Consider the following 20,654-nt stretch of genomic DNA (forward strand, 5'->3'; position numbering starts at 1 on the left):
GCAAACGGGCCTGCCACGGCAGGCGCAGAAGGGCAAGAGGGTCGCGCTGGCGAGATCAAAACGTCTTGCAACAACCACCCGCGAACCTTCTTCGACCCTCGACGTCCGATCCTGCATCCCCCTTTCGAGGTTCCCCGCGTGAAAGAAATCATCGCCCGCAAGTATCGCCTGGTGGTGAAGACCTTCGGCTACATCGGCTGGTCGCTGTTCTGGCTGCTGATCTGGGACGTGCTGGTCACCATCGATTTCATGCTGTTCTTGAACAGCAAATTCACCCTGCCATTGATCCCGCTGACACTGCTGGGTTCGGCGCTGGTAGTGCTGGTGAGTTTTCGCAACAGCAGCGCCTACAACCGCTGGTGGGAGGCGCGTACCTTATGGGGCGCGCTGGTGAACAGTTCACGCAGCTTCGCCCGGCAGACGCTGACGCTGATCGACGACACCGACGACGGCCTGAACCCGGTCAAGGCCACCTTGTTGCGCCGGCATATCGCTTATGTGAACTGCCTGGCAGCACACCTCAAAGGCGAAGCCTGCCCAGACGAGCTGATGGCGTTCATTCCCCCAGGAGAGTTCGAGCGGCGCAACCGTTCGAACAATTTCGCCAACGATATCCTCAGTGGCTCGGCGGCCCTGCTTGCCCGCGAATACAAGGCCGGGCGGCTGGACAGCATCCGCCTGGCGCGGCTGGAATCGACGCTGGTGGACCTGTCCAACGCCCAAGGCGGCATGGAGCGTATCGCCAACACGCCGCTGCCCTACCCTTACGTGTACTTTCCGCGGCTGTTCATCTCGTTGTTCTGCCTGATCGTGCCTGTGGGCCTGGTCGAGTCGCTGGGCTGGTTCACGCCACTGGCGTCTACCGTGGTGGGGTTCATGCTACTCGCCATCGAGCGGATCGGCACCGACCTGCAGAGCCCGTTCCGCTTCAGTGAACACCAGATCCAGATGGACGCCATTTGCGAGACCATCGAGCGCAACCTGGAGTCGATGCAGCGTGAAGCGCAGTGCGGGGAGTTAGGCGCCGAGGCGTTCAGGCCCGCACATAACGCTGGCGCATGACATCACTGAATACGTCCACCAGCAGCACCAGGACCAGCATGGCCAGGATCACCGTGCTGGCCTGGGCCTCCTGGAACAGGCTCAGCGTGGTATAGAGCATCTGCCCCAGCCCCCCTGCGCCAACGAGGCCAAGCACACTGGCCATACGGATGTTGTTTTCCCAGCGGTACAGGCTGTAAGCCAGCAACTGCGGCCACAGGTTGGGCAAGGTGCCGAAGCAGAACGCCGCCAGTTGCCCGCCACCTTGCAGGCGAATCGCCGCCGCCGGCTCGGCCGGGGTATTTTCCAATGCCTCGGCGTACAACCGGCCAAGCACACCTGCCGTGTGCAGAGCCAGTGCAAGCGTCCCGGCATTGGGGCCAAGCCCTGCGGCCAGTACCATCAGCGCCGCCCATACCAGCTCGGGGATGGCCCGCAGGGCATTGAGCAGCAGGCGCGCCGAAGCCTGCAGCGGCCAACCGAAACGCCCCGCTGCGGGCAATGCCAACAGCATGCCCAGCACCATTGCCAGCAGCGTACCCAGCCCGGACATGGCCAGGGTTTCCAGGGCACCGCGCGCCACCGCTTGCAGATGTTCGGGGGTAACGTCCGGGTGCAGAAAACGCCCGGCATACTCGGCCATCTGTCCCAGCCCGCCGTTACCCACCAGCGCCTGCAGGTCCAGGTCCAGGTAGCTGAACGAGGCGACTACCGCGCCAACCAGGGCAGCCATCACCAGCAGATTGATCACGCGGCCCATGCCAATCGCCCCCGCAGGAAGCGGCTGAGCAGGTCGGCCAGCAGCACCAGGCCAAAGAAGGCGAGCAGCATGCTCGCCACCTCACCGCCTGCGAACATGCGCATCGACAGGTCGATCTGCTGGCCCAGCCCCCCAGCACCCACGAAACCCATCACCACCGAGGCGCGCACCGCGCACTCCCAGCGGTAGACGGTGTACGACACAAGCTCGGTGCCAGCACTGGGCAGGATGCCGTAGAAGAAGGCGGTCAGCCGGCCACTGCCCGCTTGCAGCAGGGCATGCGCCGGGCGCTGGTCGACCGACTCGAAAATTTCCGCATAGACCTTACCGAGCATACCGCTGTAGGTGATGGCGATGGCCAGCACCCCCGCCGTTGGCCCCAGCCCTACCGCGCGCACGAACAGCAACGCCCAGACGACCTCGGGGACACTGCGCAGGAAAATCAACAGCCCCCGCACCGGCATCCTGAGCAGGCGGGACCAAGCCCCGGAACGGCCGCCGCGAGAGGCTGCGCGCAACGACAAGGCGCGGCTGGCCAGCAAGCTGGCCGGGATTGCCAGCAGCAGCGCAAGCACCATGCCGGCAGTGGCCACCGCCAATGTCTGCAGGGTCGCCTCGTAGAGCAATTTGAGGAACTCGCCATCATGCGCCGGCGGCCAGAAGGCGCTGGTGAAGCTGGCGATCTGCTGGCGGTTTTCCGCTTGCAGCAGCACACCCGGGTTCAGCTCGCTCAACTGCGCCCCAGGCCACAGCAGGGCCAGCGCAACCAGGGCGACGAACAGGCGCGGTACAAACGCCGGATCCCGGGCGCTGGCTTTCAGCATCGCGGAATCTGCACAGCCAAGGTCGGCGCCTGGGGCAGTGGTGACCCCAACTGCTCGTTGGCGTAAAGCGCATCGAGCATCTGCTCGGTCACAGCCTCGGCAGAGCAGTCGAACGCCACCCTGCCCTCTCGAATGCCGATAACCCGCGGGAAATGCGCCAAGGCCAGGTCCACTGCATGCAGGCTGGCTACCAGCGTCACGCCGTGAGCTTGAGCATGGCGGTTGAGCAGGGCCAGACTGTGCTCGGCCAGCACGGGGTCCATCGCTGACACCGGCTCATCGGTCAGCAGTACCTCGGGCCGCTGATACAGCGCGCGCGCAATGCCGACGCGCTGCAACTGGCCCCCGGAAAGCTGCCCGCACTGGACGAACAGCTTTTCCGCCAAGCCCAGCTCGGCCAGCACCTGGCGTGCCCCCTGCACATCGGTGGGGTACACGAGGTTGAGCAGCGAACGCAACGTACCCCACTGGCCCAGACGCCCGGCCAGCACGGCAGTCACCACCCGCTGGCGAGGCGGCAAGGGCGGCGCCTGATGTACCAGGCCGACCCTGGCGCGCAGCCGCTGGCGAGCCTTTGCCGACAACGCCCAAGGCTGCTCACCCAACAAATCCAGGCGCCCTGCGCTGGGCTGTACGGCAGTGGCCATCAGGTGCAGCAGGCTGGATTTGCCGGCCCCTGAAGGGCCGATGATCGCAACACGCTCACCCTGGGTGATACGCACAGACACCGAGTCAAGCGCGCGAACCTGGCCGTGGCGCAGCCCCGCGTCGAGCAGCGTGATAGTCACTTGAGCAGGCCGGCCTCACGTGCCGCCTGCTCGGTGCCCTGGTAGTTCTCAGGCTTGGTTTCGATGAAACGGCTGGCGGCCTGCAGGTCGAGGATCTTCTTGTGCTCCGGGTTCGAAGGGTCCAGGGCGAGGAAGGCTTGCTTGATCTTGTCTTTGAGCGCTGGGTCCATGTTGCCGCGCACGGTCCAGTTGTAGTCATAGTAGGTCGGGGTGGTCGCAAACACCTTGACCTTGCTGGTATCGACCTTGCCGGCATCGACCAGCTTCTGCCAGACGCTGGCGTTGAGCACGCCACCATCGACCTTGCCGGACTGGACCCAGGCCACGGTTGCGTCGTGGGCTCCGGAGTAGGCGACGCGGCTGAAGTAGCCCTCAGGCTTGATGTTGTCTTGCTTGAGCATGAAGTAGCGCGGCATCAGGCTGCCAGAGGTGGACGAAATCGAACCGAAGGCGAAGGACTTGCCCTTGAGGTCGGCCAGGCTCTTCACCTGCGGGTTGGCGGTGATGAACTTGGAGGTGAACTGGGCATCCTGCTCACGCTGCACCAGCGGCGTGGCGGTCGGGTCTTTGAGGTGCACCTGAACGAAGGTGAAACCACCCAGCCAGGCCAGGTCCAGACGGTCGCTGGCCAGCGATTCAACCACTGCCGGGTAGTCGGCCACCGGCACGAACTTCACCTGCATGCCCAGTTGCTGGGACAGGTATTTGCCCAGCGGCTCGAACTTGCGCAGCAGCTCGGTCGGCGCTTCGTCGGGAATGGCACTGACCCGCAAGGTGTCAGCGGCCTGCGCTACAACGGCACAGCAGGACATCACGAGGCCGGCGGCGAGCGCCAGAGGGCGTTTGAGCATGGGATTCTCCGGTTCAATAGCGGGGAAAGTGTCAGCGATAGGCAGACGGAGATGGATTATAAGTGGCACGGACGCAAAGGCCAGCTTTGCTACAATCGCCCATCACGAAAAATGAGGTGCGTAATGAGCGAGCCGATTCGCCTGACCCAATACAGCCATGGTGCTGGCTGTGGCTGCAAGATCTCCCCCAAGGTGCTGGATGTGATCCTGGCCGAAAGTGGCGTCCAGGCCCATGACCAGAACCTGTGGGTCGGCAACGCATCGCGCGATGATGCCGCCGTGTACGCCCTGGATGATGAGCGCGGCGTGGTTTCCACCACCGACTTTTTCATGCCCATCGTCGATGACCCCTACGACTTCGGCCGCATCGCCGCCACCAACGCCATCAGCGATATCTACGCCATGGGCGGCGACCCGTTGATGGCCATCGCCATCCTCGGCTGGCCGGTCAACGTGCTGCCGCCCGAAGTGGCCCGTGAAGTTATTCGCGGTGGCCGCGCCGTGTGCGCCGAAGCCGGCATCCCCCTGGCCGGCGGGCATTCGATCGATGCCCCCGAGCCGATCTTCGGCCTGGCTGTCACCGGCGTGGTCAGCAAGCGCCACCTCAAGCGCAATGACACCGCGACAGAGGGTTGCCGCCTGTACCTGACCAAGCCCTTGGGCATCGGCATCCTCACCACCGCCGAGAAAAAGGCCAAGCTGCGCGACCAGGACCAGGGCCTGGCCCGCGACTGGATGTGCACGCTCAACACCCCCGGCAGCCGCTTTGGCAAGCTCGACGGTGTCAAGGCGATGACCGACGTGACCGGTTTCGGCCTGCTCGGCCACCTGGTCGAGTTGGCAGAGGGCAGCGGGCTGACCGCACACCTGGACTACGCCGCCGTTCCGCGCCTGCCGGGCATCGAGCACTACATGGCCGAGGGCTGCATCCCCGGCGGTACTCTGCGCAACTTCGACAGCTACGGGCACAAAATCGGTGCGCTGACCGACGATCAGAAGCACCTGCTGTGCGACCCGCAAACCAGTGGCGGCCTGCTGGTAGCGGTCACCCCCGAAGGCGAGCAGGCGTTTCTTGCCGTCGCCGCCGAACTTGGCCTGGACCTTGCGCCGATCGGCCTGCTGGCTGAGCGACAGAGCCACGCAGTCGAGGTGAACTGATGCGCCACGACTGCACCGACTTCCGCCAGTTGTTCCTCGACGATGTGCCGATGATGGACATGCGTGCGCCCGTCGAATTTGCCAAGGGCGCCTTCCCCGGCGTGGTCAATCTGCCGCTGATGACCGACCAGGAGCGGCAAAAGGTCGGTACCTGCTACAAGCAGCAGGGCCAGGCCGCCGCCATCACCCTTGGCCATCAACTGGTCAGCGGCACCATTAAGCGCGAGCGACTGCACGCCTGGGCCAGCTTTGCCAAGGCCCACCCCGATGGCTACCTGTACTGCGCCCGCGGCGGCCTGCGCTCGCTGATCGTTCAGCAGTGGCTGCGCGACGAAGCCGGCATCGCCTACCCGCGTATCAAGGGTGGCTATAAAGCCATGCGCACGTTCCTGTTGGAAACAACCCAGCAGGCCGTGGAGCAATGCGATTTCGTTCTGCTCGGCGGCCTGACCGGCACTGGCAAGACCGATGTGCTGCACCAACTGAGCAACGTGATCGACCTTGAAGGGCATGCCAACCATCGAGGTTCGAGCTTCGGCAAACGTGCCACCGGGCAGCCGGCGCAGATCGATTTCGAGAACAAGCTGGCCATCGACGTGCTGAAAAAACGCGCCCGCGGTATCGAGCAATTCGTGCTGGAGGACGAGGGCCGTATCGTCGGGAGCTGCACCGTGCCGCTGGAGCTGTACCAGGGTATGCAGCAGTACCCATTGGTATGGCTGGAGGACAGCTTCGAAAACCGTGTGGAACGCATTCTGCGTGACTACGTGGTTAACCTGTGCGCCGAATTCGTCGCGCTCCATGGCGAAGAGCTCGGGCGCCGGCTGTTCGCTGAGCGCCTGTTACAGAGCATGAGCAACATCCACAAGCGCCTGGGCGGCGAGCGCTGTCAGCGCCTGTCAGAGATCATGCGCCTGGCGCTGGATGAGCAGCAGCGCACCGGGGGTATCGATTTACACCGGGGGTGGATCGAGGGGTTGCTGAAGGAATACTACGACCCGATGTATGCCTACCAGCGTGATGCCAAGGCGGACCGTATCGAGTTTGCAGGGGATGCTGTGGAGGTGCGCGAGTACCTCAAGGCTCGCCATCGCTAGGGCCGCTTTGCGGCCCATCGCCGGCAAGCCGGCTCCCACAGGGACCGCGTCAGCTTCTAGGCATTTCTAAAAGCCGGCGCAATCCATGTGGGAGCTGGCTTGCCAGCGATGGGGCCCGCAGGAGCAACATCATTGCCCGGGGCTTAGCACCCGCTCCAGTTCTGCCGCCCGCTCGCGGGTCATGTCCATCATGCACATCCCGCCCTCCAGCTGGGCCATCGTGCCGCCGCTGGCTTGCACGTGGAATTTGCAGTTGCCATCCCGGTAAGCGATCCACTGGCGCTGAACATCGCGCAAGCTCTTCTTAGGCCCCGCCTCGAGCTTGCCCATCAGTTGTTTGTAAGCCCGGTTCAACCGCGCGTCCTGCAGCTGGGTCTCGGCCTGGATGCAACTGCTCATCGCCACCGTACTGGAAGCCTTGTCCATGCACTGGGTGTAGCTCGGCGAGGTGTCCTCGGCCATCGCCACAGGCATGCAGCAAGCCAAGCCCAACCCCATCAAAAACTGCTTGTTCATCACCCTCTCCTGGTCAATTTCAAAACGCCTGCGGCTGCTCGGGAGGCATCAGTACCTTGCCCGGCACAAAACGCAGCGACGGCATTTGCGTGGCGGCATACACCGCCAGTGCCAGTGCTGCAATCAACGCAACGTCCAGCCAGCGCCAACCCGGCATGTCTTGTGCGCCTTGCGCCTTCCAGACATGCCATGCCTGCCCCGCGCAGAACACCACGATAGATGCCAGCCAAAGGTAAAAACCAACACCAAAGCCAATGCGGTCCTGAAACGCATAGCTGATGTTATCCGGCAGCCGTTCGATGCCAAAACTGCTGGCCGCCAGGTACAGCGCGGCCAACCCGGCGACCAGCGCCAAACGCCGAAAACGCCGGTGGGCAAGGACTGCGATGGCCAGCAGCGGGTTGGCAAACCACTGGAACAGACCGAACGGAACACCCCAAGGCCCGTACAGCAACATCTGCAAGGCCGGCATGTGCCTGCCGGCGCTCATCAGCGCGCCATCGAAACACAGGCCGAGCAAATACAGGGCAAGGCTGAAGGTGACGTAGAAAGCCGTCATGCAACAGGTGGCTCGAGCAACAACCCGTAAATGCCCGAGTCAGACAACTCACCCGCCACGCACCAGCGTGCGCGCAATGTGCCTTCAAGGACGAACCCCTGACGCTCCAGCGTGCGTGCCGAACCATTGTTGCGGGGGTCGATCTCTGCCTCCAGGCGACGCATGTGCAGGGTATGGGCGAGGTAGTCGATGAAGCAGGTCAGCGCCTCGTCCATGTAGCCCCTGCCCTGCACCGCGCTGGCCAGGCAGTAGCCAATCTCGCCACGACGGGAGGTGTCGTCGATGTTGAACAGCTGGACCATGCCAATCAGCTCGCCAGTGTCACGGCGGTACATGCCCAGCTTGAGCTGGTCACCATTGGCATAGGCCTCCCGGTCGGCAGCCAAGGCGCTTTGTGCCTCGGCCAGGTCCTGCCAGGGGGCATGGTGCCAGTAACGCATGACCTCGGGGTCGGCCATGATCGTCAGCCATTGCTGGGCATCGGCGTGGCGCATCGGGCGCAGCTGCAGACGCGGGCTGTCGAGGCAGAGGTCGGTGGGGAAACTTCGGGGTGGGGTCACGCCGCATCTCCTGTCCATTGCTGGGGAGATGACAGTTTAACGTCATGTGCGAGGGCTGGGGCATGCCTGGCGTATCAGGCTGTGCCGGAGACTGAGCGCCGCGCGGGCGGCGCCCACTCTCAAGAGCGCTGCAGCACCCTTGGCCAACACGCTTCAGGCACCTCGGTTCAACCCTACCTCCATGTCATTGATCAGCGCCTTGGCCATGGCACTCAGGATGCGCGCGGCGCTGCCGGCAACGAGGTTTCCCTCCATCTCCGCTTCCTCACTCAAATGCCGAATGCAGCCTAGCAGAACAGAAAGTTCGTCAAACGCGTGATCGAGCGGCACGCCCGGCTGGATGGCATACAGCCCGAGAAAGGTCTCTCGACCCGCCGTGGTTCGCGCTTTGAGGTCATCACTCATGCTCCCTCTCCAGCGTGGTCATGTGGCTGAAAAGGGCCCGCAGAAGATCGGTGAGGATGCCCATGTTGTCCAGCACCACCCTGCGTTGGTCTTCGCCCACGGTGCTGAGGTAGAGCTCGATGGTGCTCGAAAGGCTATCCATGAGCGCGGCGGCGTGAGCCTTGGCGTCTTCAAGGGAAAGGTCGGCGATTATCGTGATGTAGTGAATGGGGCAGCTGTCAGGTGGATCGGGAACGAGCTTTTTCATAGTCACTTCTCTCGGTAGAGGTTTCAGAAGCAACCACTCACATCCTTCTCACAGATTGGGTGGCAGCCATGCGCGAGGTGAGAAGACCGTGTCCGAGATCACCACGGCCAGACCGAAGCCTGCACGCGCACAGCTGCCATATCTGGCAAGCGATCTCAAACTACAGGCTTCTCACACCCGGTCGCCAAACCACAGCGACCGCGAAAAGTTACCTATGAGGTACAGGCTTGCCTATCAGACGGCATCCGACAGGGCTCGTAAGATAATTCGCCAAGCCCGTCTTTCTGAAGCATTTGGTTTCAGGTTCAGAAACTTCTTACAACGGCCTGCGGCAGTTACGCCGCAGGCCGCCGCAAAGGGCTCAAGCCACCTCGGCCCCATCATCCGGCCAATGCGGCTCATTGGCCCCCGGTGGCGTCAGCGGTGGCAGGCCATAAGCAGCACGCGCATCGTCGCAACTGGGGTTGTGCACGCCGCCCTCCCACGATGCTTCGAACTCACGGCAAGGGCTGGAACGGTTGGCGTAGATGGTGCACGCCACTTCGCTGCCGATTTCGCCCTTGAGGCTGACGCAACGGCAGGGTTTGGCATCGGTGCCGATCATGGCTACCCGGGTTGGGTTGATCTGCACCACCAGGTCATCGGGCACAAGGCCACCGGCTGACTGGCATTCGCCCCAGAAGAAGGACACACGGAAGTACCCGCAGCAGGCGCCGCAGTCAAGGCAAGGGTTGTATTCGGACATGATGGCACGGAAGGGGAAGGTTATTGTTATCGGGGCTGGCCCGCGGCGCCATTTGTAATCGAAGCCAGGTCGGCTGAGAAGAGGGGCAATGAAAAATAGTTTGCCGCCGATCCGGCAAACATCAGGGGCCGCATCGCGGCCCCTGAAACTGCGCTATTTACGGCTCAGGCCATCAGCCCGGAACATCTGCCGGATGCCCCGGATCGCCTGGCGAATCCGGTCCTGGTTCTCGATCAGGGCGAAGCGCACGTGGTCATCACCGTAATCGCCAAAACCGATGCCCGGCGAAACACACACCTTGGCTTCAGCCAGCAGCTTCTTGGCAAACTCCAGCGACCCCAGGTGGGCGTACTGCTCGGGGATCTTGGCCCAGACATACATCGACGCCTTGGGGTTCTCGACCATCCAGCCCAGCTCGTGCAGGCCTTTGACCAGCAGGTTGCGGCGCTGGCGGTACTGTTCGGCGATGTCGCGCACGCATTGCTGGTCGCCTTCCAGCGCGGCGATGGCCGCCACCTGCAGCGGGGTGAAGGTGCCGTAGTCGTGGTAGCTCTTGATCCGCGCCAGGGCGCTGACCAACTCAGGGTTGCCCACCATGAAGCCGATCCGCCAGCCAGCCATGTTGTAGCTCTTGGACAAGGTGAAGAATTCCACCGCAATGTCCTTGGCCCCCGGCACCTGCATGATCGAGGGCGCCTTCCAGCCGTCGTAGACGATATCGGCGTAGGCCAGGTCGTGTACCACTAGCACGTCGTACTGCTTGGCCAAGGCCACCACGCGCTCGAAGAAGTCCAGCTCCACGCACTGGGCAGTGGGGTTGGACGGGAAGCCCAGGATCATCATCTTCGGCTTGGGGATGGACTCGCGGATCGCCCGCTCCAGCTCGTTGAAGAAGTCGACACCGGGCACCAGCGGCACCGAACGCACCTGGGCACCGGCGATCACTGCGCCGTAGATGTGGATCGGGTAGCTCGGGTTGGGTACCAGCACCGTGTCGCCTTGATCGAGCGTGGCGAGCATCAGGTGGGCCAGGCCTTCCTTGGAGCCGATGGTGACGATGGCTTCGCTGTCCGGGTCGATGTCGACCTCGTAGCGCTGCTTGTACCAGTTGGAAATGGCCCGACGCAGGCGCGGGATGCCGCGCGAGGTGGAATAGCCGTGGGTGTCTTCACGCTGGGCAACCTGCACCAGCTTCTCGACGATGTGCGGCGGCGTCGCGCCATCAGGGTTGCCCATGCTCAGGTCGATGATGTCCTCACCACGGCGGCGGGCAGCCATCTTGAGCTCGGCAGTGATGTTGAAGACATACGGGGGGAGACGATCGATGCGCGCGAAGCGGCGCGGCGAACCTTGGTCGGCCATGGTTTCCTCTACGAAACGTAAGCGCCCGGAACCGTCCGAGCGACGCTGGCCGCTGCGGCGGCCTGATTCAGAAGATAGTGCCGATCAGGCGTACGTGTAAAGGATAATTTCCTGATTACTTAGAACTTTTCAGGCTTATTTTTTGAATTACCAGGATTTTCATTGTTTGCACTGCCCTCTTCCACGCTAAAGCCATTCACACGGTTGCCGTTTGCGCCCCGAAGAAGCCAGCACTGAATGACCCCCATAAAAAAACCCTGGCACCAAGGCCAGGGTTTTCGATGTTGCAGGCGACTGTATCAGCGCGCGTAGGTCATCAGCACGTCCGCTGCAGTCTGGCTGTCCACCGACATCATCACGCTCAGGGCGGTGACGGTGAGGATGGAGAAGCCAAATACCTTGCGGGCCCACTTGCTGTCGTCCTCGGCCTTGTAACCACCCCAGGCCATGTACAGCCAGTACAGGCCCATGGCTGCTGCCACGGCCAGGTAGCCGAGGCCGGCGTAACCGCCGAGGGTGAGCATCAGGGTTGCGAGCACGAATGCCAGCACGTACAGCACGATCTGCTTCTTGGCCGCAAGAATACCGCGCGCCACCGGCAGGACCGGAATGTTGGCGGCGCTGTAATCCTTGAAGCGGAAGATTGCGATCGCGAAGCTGTGCGGCATCTGCCACAGGCTGAACATCACCAGCAGGGTCACTGCCGCCAGGTCGAAGCTGTTGCTGACGGCGCAATAGCCGATCACCGGAGGCATGGCACCGGACAGGCTGCCGACCAAGGTGCCGTGCACCGATTTGCGCTTCAGCCAGAGGCTGTAGAAACCGACGTAGACGATGAACCCGATCAGCGCGCAGAACGCCGACAGCGGGTTGGCCTGGACATACAGCAGGCTGAAGCCCGCCATCCCGAGGAGGGTGGCGTAGACCAGCGCGAGGGTCAGCGACATGCCGCCCTGGACCATGACGCGGTTCTTGGTGCGTTCCATCTTGATATCGATGTCGCGGTCGATGCAGTTGTTGAACACGCAACCGGACGCAACCACCAGGGACGTACCTATTACCACCGCCAGGAACAGGGCGAAGTCTACATGGCCCTTCGAGGCAAGGAAGAAACCGCCTGCCACGGAAAGCACGTTACCGAAAATGATCCCCGGTTTGGTGATTTGGATAAAGTGCTTAACGGACATGCAGTCTTACCTCACTTGGCCATCATTTCGTAGTGGATGCTGAACATGATCCACAGCGACAGGCCGACCAGCAGTGCAATCACCATGGTGGTGAACAGGAACGTCGACACGTTGGAACGCTGCTCTTTCGAGCGGTCCATGTGCAGGAAGTACACGAGGTGCACAACCACCTGGATGACGGCCATGGCCACCACGATCAGGACGGTCAGGTTCTTCGGCAAGCTCGGGTACATCACCAGGCCGAACGGGATCGCGGTCAGGATGATCGACAGTACAAAGCCGATCATGTAGGACTTCACGCTACCGTGGTTACCTTCGTGATGAGTGTCGTGTGCGTTAGCCATTACAGAACCCCCAGCAGGTAGACGACGGTGAATACGCAGATCCAGACCACGTCCAGGAAGTGCCAGAACAGGCTCAGGCAGCTCATGCGGGTCTTGGCGGTCGGCGTGATGCCGTGCTTGTTGATCTGGTACATCATGATTGCCATCCAGATCAGGCCGGCGGTCACGTGCAGGCCGTGGGTGCCTACCAGGGCGAAGAAGCCCGACAGGAAGCCACTGCGCTGCGGGCCGTAGCCCTCAACGATCAGGTGATGGAACTCGTAGATTTCCATCGCGATGAACGCAGCACCGAACAGGAAGGTCACTGCCAACCAGCCCAGCACGCCTGCTTTCTTGCCGTCGAACATCTTCAGCATGGCGAAGCCGAAGGTGATCGAGGACAGCAGCAGGAACAGTGTTTCTACAGCTACGAAATCGAGCTGGAAGATGTCATGACCCGACGGGCCGCCGGCAAAACTGCCGGACAGCACCGCGTAGGTGGCGAAGAGCGACGCAAACAGGATGCAGTCGGTCATCAGGTACAGCCAGAAACCGAGTACGGTCATCTGGCCCGAGTCGTGGTGGTGATCGTCGTGCCCATGGTCGTGACCATGAGCATCGCCGTGGATTACTTGACTGGACATTGATTACACCCGCTCAAACGATTCGACACGTGCGCCGGCAGGCAGAGCACCTGCTTTGGCCAGCGCTTTCATGCGCTCGCCTTCGATGCGCGCCACTTCTTCGGCCGGAACCATGTAGCCCTGGTCGTCACGCGCAGCGTGGCGAACGAAGACAGCGATGGTCGCAACCAGGCTCGCACCCACCAGCCACCAGATGTGCCAGATGAAGGCGAAGCCGAAGACGGTCAGGAACAGGCCCATGAACAGACCGGTAGCAGTGTTGCTCGGCATGTGGATGGCTTCGTACTTGGCCGGAGCCTTGTACGCAACACCGGCTTCCTTGGCTTCGTGCCAGCAGTCCAGACCAACTTTCTCAGGCATGTGAGCGAAGTTGTAGAACGGAGGTGGCGACGAAGTCGACCATTCCAGGGTACGGCCGCCCCATGGGTCGCCGGTCACGTCCAGGTTCTGGTTGCGGTCGCGGACCGAAACGTAGATCTGGATCAGCTGGCAAGCGATACCGAACAGGATCAGCACGGCGCCGGCGACGGCAACGTACAGGTAGGGTTCCCACAGCGGGTTGTCGGAGTGGTTCAGACGACGGGTCATGCCCATGAAGCCCAGGGCGTACAGCGGCATGAACGCTACGTAGAAGCCCGAGATCCAGAACCAGAAGGCAGCTTTGCCCCACTTCTCGTTCAGGGTGAAGCCGAAGGCTTTCGGGAACCAGAAGGCGAAGCCGGCAATGTAGCCGAACACCGCACCACCGATGATCACGTTGTGGAAGTGGGCGATAACGAACAGGCTGTTGTGCAGCACGAAGTCAGCACCTGGAACAGCCAGCAGAACGCCGGTCATGCCACCGATGGAGAAGGTGATCATGAAGCCCAGGGTCCACATCATCGGTGCGGTGAAGCGCACACGGCCCTGGTACATGGTGAACAGCCAGTTGAACAACTTCACACCGGTCGGAATGGAGATCAGCATCGTCGCCAGGCCGAAGAAGGTGTTGACGCTGGCGCCGGCACCCATGGTGAAGAAGTGGTGCAGCCATACGGCGAAGCCCAGGATGGCGATCGCGCCCGATGCGTAGATCATCGAGTGGTGGCCGAACAGACGCTTGCCGGAGAAGGTCGAAGTCACTTCCGAGAACACGCCGAAGGCCGGCAGGATCAGGATGTAAACCTCAGGGTGACCCCACGCCCAGAACAGGTTGACGTACATCATCGGGTTCCCACCAAGCTCGTTGGTGAAGATGTGGAAGTCCAGATAACGGTCAACAGTCAGCAGTGCCAGTGCAGCGGTCAGGATCGGGAAGGAAGCGACGATCAGCACGTTGGCCCAGGTGCAGGTCCAGGTGAAGATCGGCATGTCCATCAGTTTCATGCCAGGTGCGCGCATCTTCATCACGGTGACGAGGAAGTTCACACCGGTAAGCGTCGTACCCAATCCGGATAGCTGTAGCGCCCAGATATAGTAATCGACACCCACCCCAGGGCTGTACTGAATGCCCGCGAGTGGCGGATAGGCAACCCAGCCGGTCTTGGCGAATTCACCAACGCCCAGCGAGATGTTGACCAGCAGCACGCCTGCCAGCAGCAGGTAGAAGCTCAGGGAGTTCAGGAACGGGAAGGCAACGTCACGTGCACCGATCTGCAGAGGAACCGCCAGGTTCATCAGGCCGGTGAAGAACGGCATCGCCATGAAGATGATCATGATCACACCGTGCGCGGTGAAGATCTGGTCATAGTGTTCAGGCGGCAGGTAGCCTTCGGAGCCGCCGGTAGCAGCAGCCAGCTGGGTACGCATCATGATGGCGTCGGCAAAGCCGCGCAGCAGCATGACCATCGCGACGATGATGTACATCACCCCGATTTTCTTGTGGTCGACCGTGGTCAGCCACTCGGTCCACAAGTAGGTCCACTTGCGGAAATAGGTGATAAGACCGACGACAGCGATACCACCGAGCGCGATCATGGCAAGCGTCACCATGACTATCGGCTCGTGATAGGGTATCGCCTCCAGGCTTAATTTACCGAACATCTCTTACTCCTCTGCACCGGCAGCTGGTTGCATACTCGATTCCACACCCTTGGTAGTGGCCAGATCTTTGCTGCCTGCTTCTTCGTGGCTCGGACGACCGCGGTTCATGCCTTCGTACTTGTCGACGATGATCTGGAACTGGTCAGGCGAGGCCTCGCTATACAGCGCGACTGGGTTGTTTTCGCTTGGTTTGGCCAAGGCGTCGTATTCGGCCTTGTCCAGCTTCTTCGGCGACTGCTTGACCTCGGCGACCCACTTGTCGAAGTCTTCCTGGGAGGTTGCAGTGGCCTTGAATTTCATGCCGGTGAAGCCAGCACCGCTGTAGTTGGCGCTGATACCGTCAAACACGCCGTTTTCGTTGGCGATCAGGTGCAGCTTGGTGGTCATGCCGGCCATGGCGTAGATCTGGCCGCCCAGGCCCGGGATGAAGAATGAGTTCATCACGGCGTCGGAGGTGACGCGGAAGTTGACCGGGGTGTTAGCCGGGAAGACGATCTTGTTGACCGTGGCGATGCCTTGTTCCGGGTAGATGAACAGCCACTTCCAGTCCAGTGCAACCACGTCGATCTGAATCGGCTTCACGTCCGAATCCAGTGGACGGTAGGGGTCCAGCTTGTGGGTGGACTTGTAGGTGACATAACCCAGGGCAATGATGATCAGGATCGGGATGATCCACACCGCAGCCTCGATCTTGGTCGAGTGCGACCAATCTGGGGTGTAGGTGGCCGCCTTGTTGGAAGCACGGTACTTCCAGGCGAACGCCACGGTCATGATGATGACCGGGATCACCACCAGCAGCATCAGGCCGGTAGCAATGAGGATGAGGTTCTTTTGCTCAATGCCGACCTGACCTTTCGGGTCGAGCAGGGTCCAGTTGCACCCGCTGAGTAAAAGCATGCCTAAAAAGGGCAATATGCCAAACAGTCTGGGGTAACGCTTTTTACTCATCTCACGACCTCTAGATCAGCTTGCTTCAATGCAATTTGTGTTTTGGTAGCCAACACTTCGTCCTGCCAAGTGAGGCATTTCGCGCCCGAATACGCTCCTGCCTGGGGCCCGACTGCAGGACCTTGGCTCAAGCGTGTTAGCGGTGCTTATGGTTTCGTAGGCAACAGGCCTGTACTTCAGACCAAGTCCGTTTGGTGCGGGAAAACGCGGAGGGGTATCCGCCCGGTATCGCCGCTGGGCGAAACTTGACGAAGTCAGCAAAAGAAAGCGCTGGGGCTTCCTTCAATCCTGCGACTCGCAAGCAGTGCCGAACGGAAATTGGGGGCGATTGTAGTGAGGTCGCCAACCCTTGACTATGACTTATTGAGCAACAGTCTTTTACAGAATGCGTAACAATAGTGGTTGGAAATTCAACTTCGCGACAGTTTGTCGCACCCCGCTTGATAGGCCTCAAACCCGCGTCCTGCAAGGCTTTGTGGTTGATCTGGATCAAGCGGCGGGCGACTTTTCCCTCTTCTCTGTAGGTGCAAAAGACCACAGCAAAATCGGGACTTATGTCTAAGGCTGGCGCCTGTTGCGATAGATGCCCAGCGGTACCAGGATGGCCGTCAGCACGAACGCCATCAATGCCCATTGCGCCAGGGACAAGCCGAGGATCGGCGGGTATGGCGTGCTGCAGAACCCGTCGACCTGGAAGGCGAGCGGCCAGAGCTTGGCCAGCGGCAGGTCGTCGACGATCGGCTGCAGGGTGTCGATACCGCAACTGACCATGGGGTTGGCGAGTATATACACATGGTTGCCGGCCGCAACGATTCCGCCAATTGCGCTAAGCACCACCAGCCCCTCGAACAGCGTGAGGCTGCGCCGCCCGGGCATCGCGGCGGCGATGAAGGCAAACACGGCGATGAACAGCAGGGCATAGCGTTGCAGGATGCACAGCGGGCAGGGCGCTTCGCCGAGCACCACCTGCATGTACAAAGCGCCACCGATCAGGGCGAGACAGATCACCCCCAGTAGCACCAGAAAGCGCCGTTCCCGATTCAGGCGCGATGTTTGTTCGTTCATTGCCGGTTCCTTCGATGGATAGGGGCAGCGTGGTCCACCTGCCTGGCGCGATTCTACACGCAGGTCTGACCGTTAGCGTGTCGAGGAAGCGGCAAGACAGCACTGCGAGGGCTATCCGGAGTGGGCTTGAGACCGGCGGGCGTGCCGTCGGTTCAACGCCGGCCGGTAAAAAAGCAGCTGCCCGGATGCCGCGCAGAGGCAAGCCCCTCGACACCCGGGAGTGAAGGATACAGTGATTAAAGGACGATTAAGGATGAAAGATGGCCGGCGCGGTTCATCTTTCCTTTATATGAGCAATCGACGATACGCCGCCGGCCCTGAGACCGGCAGCGTGCCTGGGGGGAGGTTTGTAGCGGGGATGACCTTTGTGGGGGTTCATTTGAGCCTTGCATCGGATGTACCGGCCCCATCGCCGGCAAGCCGGCTCCCACAAAGTGGACTGCCCTCAAGCTCAGCGCAGGCCTTTGAAGGCACCCCCCTGCCCCAAAGCCAACCGCGATCCTGGTGGGAGCCGGCTTGCCGGCGATGGGGGCAGCCCGGTCAATACATCATTCCAAGGCTGCCGCTGGCCCGAAGAACTCATAGCGGCTCTGCTCCGGCGGCACGCCCAGCGCTTCCAGGTAGCGCTTGATCACCGCCATGAAGCCCTTGGGCCCGAGGAAATACGCCTCCACATCACGCTCACTCGGCATCCATTCAGCCAACAGCTCCTGGCTCAACAGCCCAACCGCATTGGCATCGCGCGACCCATCATCCTCGGCATAGCAATAGAAGCGCTTGAGTTGAGGATGCTGCTTGGCCAGCCCATCCACCCAGTCGCTGAAGGCATGCACCGCACCATTGCGTGCACAGTGGATGAAGTGCACCGGGCGCTGGGTCTGAAGGGCCGCCTCCAGCATCGCCAGGGTCGGCGTGATGCCCACCCCACCACTGATCAGCACCAGCGGCTTGTCACTGCTGGCAAGGGTGAAGTCGCCGGACGGCGGAAACAGTTGCAGTGTGTCACCGACCATCATTTCATGATGCAGGTAATTGGACACCTTGCCGCCCGCCTCACGCTTGACGCTGATACGGTATTGCTTGCCATCGCACAACGCCGACAGCGAATAATTGCGACGCTGCTCGGCGCCGTCGATGAACAGCTGCAAGCCGATGTACTGGCCCGGTTCAGCCTTGAGCACCGGTTTGCCGTCCACGGGAGCGAAGTAGAACGAAACGATCTCGCTGCTTTCCTGCTCGCGGCGCACCAAGCGGAATTCGCGGGTACCGCGCCAGCCACCGACGGCCGCTTCCTTCTGTTTGTAGAGGCCTTCCTCGGCGCCGATGAGGATCTCGGCCAACTGCCCGTAGGCCGCGCCCCAGGCAGCGATCACCTCGGCAGTGGCGATGTCCTTACCGAGTACTTCCTCGATGGCCCGCAACAGGCAGCTGCCAACGATCGGATAGTGCTCCGGCAGGATCTGCAAGGCGACGTGCTTGTTGATGATCTGGCCGACCAGGCCGCCGAGCTGTTCCAGCTGGTCGATGTGCCGGGCGTACATCAGCACGCCATTGGCCAGGGCGCGCGGCTGGTCGCCACTGGCCTGATGGGCCTGGTTGAACAGTGGGCGCACCTGCGGGTACTCGCTGAGCATCAACTGGTAGAAGTGGGTGGTCAGCGCTTCTCCACCGGTTTCCAGCAGCGGGACGGTGGCTTTGATGATTGCACGTTGTTCGGCATTGAGCATTTGCAACGACTCCTGAACCAGGGGCTTGGAAAGGTTGCATGTGCAGTATCAGTATTCGTGCCAAACTTTAATACCATCAAAATCAAGCACTTATACTGTTTGATGTCAAAAAGACCAGCCACGGAGTATAGTCATTTAGACCAACAGGAGTCCTTATGACCGCAAAGCCGTTGCTCACCGCCCTGCTCCCCTTGGTCAGCGACCTGTCCCGCGACCTGCCCGACCAGGAACGCTACCGCCGCCTGCTGCAAGCCATGCGCGGCCTGCTACCCTGCGATGCCGCTGCGCTGTTGCGGCTGGATGGCGAATGGCTGGTGCCACTGGCTGTCGACGGGCTGTCTGCCGATACCCTGGGCCGGCGCTTCAAAGTGAGCGAGCATCCGCGCTTCCAGGTGCTGCTCAGCCGCGCCGAGCCTACGCGCTTCCCCAGCGATTCCCAGTTGCCCGACCCCTATGACGGGCTGGTCAATGCCCACGACGTCGACCTTCACGTGCATGACTGCATGGGCTGCCCGCTGATGGTCGACGAGCGCCCCTGGGGCCTGGTGACGCTCGATGCCCTCACCCCTGGCCAGTTCCAGAGCCTGGAGCTCGATGCCCTGCAGGCTTTCGCCAGCCTGGCAGCGGCCACGGTCACGGTGGCCGAACGCATCGAACACCTGGCCCTGCGCGCCGAGGATGAGCACCAGCGCGCCGAGATCTACCGCCAGGCCAGCGGCCAGGGCAAAGAGCTGATTGGCCAAAGCCCGGCGCACAAGCGCCTGCTGGATGAAATACGCCTGGTCGGCGGCAGCGACCTGACGGTGCTGATCACCGGTGAAACCGGGGTGGGCAAGGAACTGGTAGCCCAGGCCCTGCACCAGGCCAGCCACCGTGCCCACAAGCCACTGATCAGCCTCAACTGCGCCGCGCTGCCCGACACGCTGGTGGAAAGCGAACTGTTCGGCCATGTACGCGGGGCCTTCACCGGCGCCCACGGTGAGCGGCGCGGCAAGTTCGAACTGGCCAATGGCGGCACGCTGTTTCTCGACGAAGTGGGCGAACTGCCGCTGGCGGTTCAAGCGAAGCTGCTGCGGGTACTGCAAAGCGGGCAACTGCAGCGTCTGGGCTCAGACCGCGAACACACCGTCGATGTGCGCCTGATCGCAGCGACCAATCGCGACCTTGCCGCCGAGGTGCGCAATGGCAACTACCGCGCCGACTTCTACCACCGCCTGAGCGTGTACCCGCTGCAGGTTCCGCCCCTGCGCGAGCGTGGGCGTGATGTGCTGCTGTTGGCGGGGTACTTCCTCGAACAGAATCGATCACGCCTGGGCCTGAACAGCCTGCGCCTGAGCAACGACGCGCAATCGTCGCTCCTGGCTTACGGCTGGCCCGGCAACGTGCGCGAACTGGAACACCTGATCGGCCGCTCAGCCCTCAAGGCACTGGGCCAGCACCCGGACCGGCCACGCATTCTCACACTGCAAGCCAGTGACCTGGACCTGCGTACCGAGGCGGGCGTGGTACAGGCACCCGCGCCCTTGCCGGCGCCGGCGCTGGCCGAAGGTGGCTTGCGCGAGGCTGTCGACGGCTACCAACGCCAGGTGATCGATGCCTGCCTGCAGCGCCATCAGGACAACTGGGCCGCCGCCGCCCGCGAGCTCGGCCTGGACCGCGCCAACTTGAACCGCCTGGCGCGGCGCTTGGGCCTGCGCTAGACGCGTTTCGTACAAAAGGATTAACCCAGAAAGCCTCTGGTTGCTTTCCGTTGGGCTGCTATATCTCCCTTACCACCGGTAACAGGACCGTTAGACGACCGGGCTGCGTGCTACTGCACAAGCGG

At 61.9% G+C, this 20,654-nt stretch carries 22 protein-coding genes; 4 read left to right on the forward strand and 18 right to left on the reverse strand.

Annotated features, from left to right (window positions below):
* Nucleotides 1-138 precede the first annotated feature (138 nt).
* Entirely contained in the window at nt 139-1,062 is a 924-nt protein-coding gene (locus tag ABRP30_RS23425; protein ID WP_267818614.1) for a bestrophin family protein, read from the forward strand.
* On the opposite strand, the gene phnE is transcribed toward ABRP30_RS23425, so the two are convergent.
* The 4 genes from phnE to ABRP30_RS23445 are packed head-to-tail and all read right to left on the reverse strand — an operon-like array spanning nt 1,034 to nt 4,264.
* Entirely contained in the window at nt 1,034-1,801 is a 768-nt protein-coding gene (phnE, locus tag ABRP30_RS23430) for a phosphonate ABC transporter, permease protein PhnE (protein WP_267818616.1), read from the reverse strand. The genes ABRP30_RS23425 and phnE overlap by 29 nt on opposite strands.
* On the reverse strand, nt 1,789-2,625 hold the full coding sequence (locus tag ABRP30_RS23435) for an ABC transporter permease (RefSeq protein WP_267818618.1): 837 nt from the start codon (nt 2,623-2,625) through the stop codon (nt 1,789-1,791). The genes phnE and ABRP30_RS23435 overlap by 13 nt, the downstream gene beginning before the upstream one ends.
* Nucleotides 2,619-3,413, reverse strand: coding sequence for a phosphonate ABC transporter ATP-binding protein (locus ABRP30_RS23440; protein ID WP_241804157.1), 795 nt, complete (start codon nt 3,411-3,413; stop codon nt 2,619-2,621). Before ABRP30_RS23440 ends, ABRP30_RS23435 begins: the two co-directional genes overlap by 7 nt.
* Nucleotides 3,410-4,264 (reverse strand): putative selenate ABC transporter substrate-binding protein, encoded by an 855-nt coding sequence (locus ABRP30_RS23445; RefSeq protein WP_267818621.1) that lies wholly within the window; start codon nt 4,262-4,264, stop codon nt 3,410-3,412. Before ABRP30_RS23445 ends, ABRP30_RS23440 begins: the two co-directional genes overlap by 4 nt.
* 123 nt (nt 4,265-4,387) lie before the next feature.
* Between ABRP30_RS23445 and selD the strand changes: the two genes are divergently transcribed.
* Both selD and mnmH read left to right on the forward strand, forming a co-directional pair.
* Nucleotides 4,388-5,422 carry a selenide, water dikinase SelD gene (selD, locus tag ABRP30_RS23450; protein ID WP_267818623.1) on the forward strand — a complete coding sequence of 345 codons (1,035 nt, stop codon included), beginning with the start codon at nt 4,388-4,390 and terminating at the stop codon, nt 5,420-5,422.
* The gene (gene mnmH, locus ABRP30_RS23455; RefSeq protein ID WP_267818625.1) at nt 5,422-6,519 is read left to right on the forward strand and encodes a tRNA 2-selenouridine(34) synthase MnmH; all 1,098 of its coding nucleotides are present in this window, start codon (nt 5,422-5,424) and stop codon (nt 6,517-6,519) included. Before selD ends, mnmH begins: the two co-directional genes overlap by 1 nt.
* 129 nt (nt 6,520-6,648) lie before the next feature.
* Here the strand turns inward: mnmH and ABRP30_RS23460 are convergent, their stop codons facing one another.
* From ABRP30_RS23460 to hmpA, 14 genes are all read right to left on the reverse strand, one after another.
* Nucleotides 6,649-7,035, reverse strand: coding sequence for a lysozyme inhibitor LprI family protein (locus ABRP30_RS23460; protein ID WP_267818627.1), 387 nt, complete (start codon nt 7,033-7,035; stop codon nt 6,649-6,651).
* A gap of 19 nt (nt 7,036-7,054) precedes the next feature.
* The gene (locus tag ABRP30_RS23465; protein ID WP_267818629.1) at nt 7,055-7,594 is read right to left on the reverse strand and encodes a hypothetical protein; all 540 of its coding nucleotides are present in this window, start codon (nt 7,592-7,594) and stop codon (nt 7,055-7,057) included.
* The gene (locus ABRP30_RS23470) at nt 7,591-8,154 is read right to left on the reverse strand and encodes a GNAT family N-acetyltransferase (RefSeq protein WP_012316174.1); all 564 of its coding nucleotides are present in this window, start codon (nt 8,152-8,154) and stop codon (nt 7,591-7,593) included. Before ABRP30_RS23470 ends, ABRP30_RS23465 begins: the two co-directional genes overlap by 4 nt.
* A 153-nt stretch (nt 8,155-8,307) precedes the next feature.
* On the reverse strand, nt 8,308-8,559 hold the full coding sequence (locus tag ABRP30_RS23475; protein ID WP_241804151.1) for a DUF3077 domain-containing protein: 252 nt from the start codon (nt 8,557-8,559) through the stop codon (nt 8,308-8,310).
* The gene (locus ABRP30_RS23480; protein ID WP_267818632.1) at nt 8,552-8,806 is read right to left on the reverse strand and encodes a hypothetical protein; all 255 of its coding nucleotides are present in this window, start codon (nt 8,804-8,806) and stop codon (nt 8,552-8,554) included. Before ABRP30_RS23480 ends, ABRP30_RS23475 begins: the two co-directional genes overlap by 8 nt.
* 361 nt (nt 8,807-9,167) lie before the next feature.
* Nucleotides 9,168-9,551 (reverse strand): YkgJ family cysteine cluster protein, encoded by a 384-nt coding sequence (locus ABRP30_RS23485; protein ID WP_241804149.1) that lies wholly within the window; start codon nt 9,549-9,551, stop codon nt 9,168-9,170.
* A 153-nt stretch (nt 9,552-9,704) separates the two neighbouring features.
* Nucleotides 9,705-10,913, reverse strand: a complete 1,209-nt coding sequence (gene alaC / locus ABRP30_RS23490) for an alanine transaminase (protein WP_241804148.1) — start codon at nt 10,911-10,913, stop codon at nt 9,705-9,707.
* A 299-nt stretch (nt 10,914-11,212) separates the two neighbouring features.
* Nucleotides 11,213-12,100: a heme o synthase gene (gene cyoE / locus ABRP30_RS23495; protein ID WP_267818635.1), complete on the reverse strand. Its 888-nt coding sequence runs from the start codon at nt 12,098-12,100 to the stop codon at nt 11,213-11,215.
* Between the two features lie 11 nt (nt 12,101-12,111).
* Nucleotides 12,112-12,444, reverse strand: a complete 333-nt coding sequence (gene cyoD, locus ABRP30_RS23500) for a cytochrome o ubiquinol oxidase subunit IV (protein WP_012316180.1) — start codon at nt 12,442-12,444, stop codon at nt 12,112-12,114.
* Nucleotides 12,444-13,067, reverse strand: a complete 624-nt coding sequence (cyoC, locus tag ABRP30_RS23505) for a cytochrome o ubiquinol oxidase subunit III (RefSeq protein ID WP_241804146.1) — start codon at nt 13,065-13,067, stop codon at nt 12,444-12,446. The genes cyoD and cyoC overlap by 1 nt, the downstream gene beginning before the upstream one ends.
* 3 nt (nt 13,068-13,070) lie before the next feature.
* A complete protein-coding gene (gene cyoB / locus ABRP30_RS23510; RefSeq protein WP_241804145.1) occupies nt 13,071-15,089 on the reverse strand; it encodes a cytochrome o ubiquinol oxidase subunit I in 2,019 nt (672 codons plus the stop codon).
* A 3-nt stretch (nt 15,090-15,092) separates the two neighbouring features.
* Nucleotides 15,093-16,037, reverse strand: coding sequence for a ubiquinol oxidase subunit II (gene cyoA, locus ABRP30_RS23515; RefSeq protein ID WP_241804144.1), 945 nt, complete (start codon nt 16,035-16,037; stop codon nt 15,093-15,095).
* A 558-nt stretch (nt 16,038-16,595) separates the two neighbouring features.
* Complete coding sequence (locus ABRP30_RS23520; protein WP_039601973.1) at nt 16,596-17,102, reverse strand: disulfide bond formation protein B; 507 nt, start codon at nt 17,100-17,102, stop codon at nt 16,596-16,598.
* 548 nt (nt 17,103-17,650) lie between these two features.
* On the reverse strand, nt 17,651-18,829 hold the full coding sequence (gene hmpA / locus ABRP30_RS23525; protein WP_267818638.1) for an NO-inducible flavohemoprotein: 1,179 nt from the start codon (nt 18,827-18,829) through the stop codon (nt 17,651-17,653).
* Between the two features lie 155 nt (nt 18,830-18,984).
* Between hmpA and norR the strand changes: the two genes are divergently transcribed.
* On the forward strand, nt 18,985-20,529 hold the full coding sequence (gene norR, locus ABRP30_RS23530; RefSeq protein WP_267818640.1) for a nitric oxide reductase transcriptional regulator NorR: 1,545 nt from the start codon (nt 18,985-18,987) through the stop codon (nt 20,527-20,529).
* The last annotated feature ends 125 nt before the right edge of the window (nt 20,530-20,654 follow it).

The sequence above is a fragment of the Pseudomonas sp. WHRI 8519 genome (assembly GCF_040224055.2).
In the GTDB taxonomy this organism is placed as follows: domain Bacteria; phylum Pseudomonadota; class Gammaproteobacteria; order Pseudomonadales; family Pseudomonadaceae; genus Aquipseudomonas; species Aquipseudomonas putida_X.

Bases quoted from the DNA above. Each gene is read 5' to 3' on its own strand.
- phnE (WP_267818616.1), bottom strand. From the start codon at position 1,801: ATGGGCCGCGTGATCAATCTGCTGGTGATGGCTGCCCTGGTTGGCGCG.
- ABRP30_RS23435 (WP_267818618.1), bottom strand. From the start codon at position 2,625: ATGCTGAAAGCCAGCGCCCGGGATCCGGCGTTTGTACCGCGCCTGTTC.
- ABRP30_RS23445 (WP_267818621.1), bottom strand. From the start codon at position 4,264: ATGCTCAAACGCCCTCTGGCGCTCGCCGCCGGCCTCGTGATGTCCTGC.
- selD (WP_267818623.1), top strand. From the start codon at position 4,388: ATGAGCGAGCCGATTCGCCTGACCCAATACAGCCATGGTGCTGGCTGT.
- mnmH (WP_267818625.1), top strand. From the start codon at position 5,422: ATGCGCCACGACTGCACCGACTTCCGCCAGTTGTTCCTCGACGATGTG.
- ABRP30_RS23460 (WP_267818627.1), bottom strand. From the start codon at position 7,035: ATGAACAAGCAGTTTTTGATGGGGTTGGGCTTGGCTTGCTGCATGCCT.
- ABRP30_RS23465 (WP_267818629.1), bottom strand. From the start codon at position 7,594: ATGACGGCTTTCTACGTCACCTTCAGCCTTGCCCTGTATTTGCTCGGC.
- ABRP30_RS23475 (WP_241804151.1), bottom strand. From the start codon at position 8,559: ATGAGTGATGACCTCAAAGCGCGAACCACGGCGGGTCGAGAGACCTTT.
- ABRP30_RS23480 (WP_267818632.1), bottom strand. From the start codon at position 8,806: ATGAAAAAGCTCGTTCCCGATCCACCTGACAGCTGCCCCATTCACTAC.
- ABRP30_RS23485 (WP_241804149.1), bottom strand. From the start codon at position 9,551: ATGTCCGAATACAACCCTTGCCTTGACTGCGGCGCCTGCTGCGGGTAC.
- alaC (WP_241804148.1), bottom strand. From the start codon at position 10,913: ATGGCCGACCAAGGTTCGCCGCGCCGCTTCGCGCGCATCGATCGTCTC.
- cyoE (WP_267818635.1), bottom strand. From the start codon at position 12,100: ATGTCCGTTAAGCACTTTATCCAAATCACCAAACCGGGGATCATTTTC.
- cyoD (WP_012316180.1), bottom strand. From the start codon at position 12,444: ATGGCTAACGCACACGACACTCATCACGAAGGTAACCACGGTAGCGTG.
- cyoC (WP_241804146.1), bottom strand. From the start codon at position 13,067: ATGTCCAGTCAAGTAATCCACGGCGATGCTCATGGTCACGACCATGGG.
- cyoB (WP_241804145.1), bottom strand. From the start codon at position 15,089: ATGTTCGGTAAATTAAGCCTGGAGGCGATACCCTATCACGAGCCGATA.
- cyoA (WP_241804144.1), bottom strand. From the start codon at position 16,037: ATGAGTAAAAAGCGTTACCCCAGACTGTTTGGCATATTGCCCTTTTTA.
- ABRP30_RS23520 (WP_039601973.1), bottom strand. From the start codon at position 17,102: ATGAACGAACAAACATCGCGCCTGAATCGGGAACGGCGCTTTCTGGTG.
- hmpA (WP_267818638.1), bottom strand. From the start codon at position 18,829: ATGCTCAATGCCGAACAACGTGCAATCATCAAAGCCACCGTCCCGCTG.
- norR (WP_267818640.1), top strand. From the start codon at position 18,985: ATGACCGCAAAGCCGTTGCTCACCGCCCTGCTCCCCTTGGTCAGCGAC.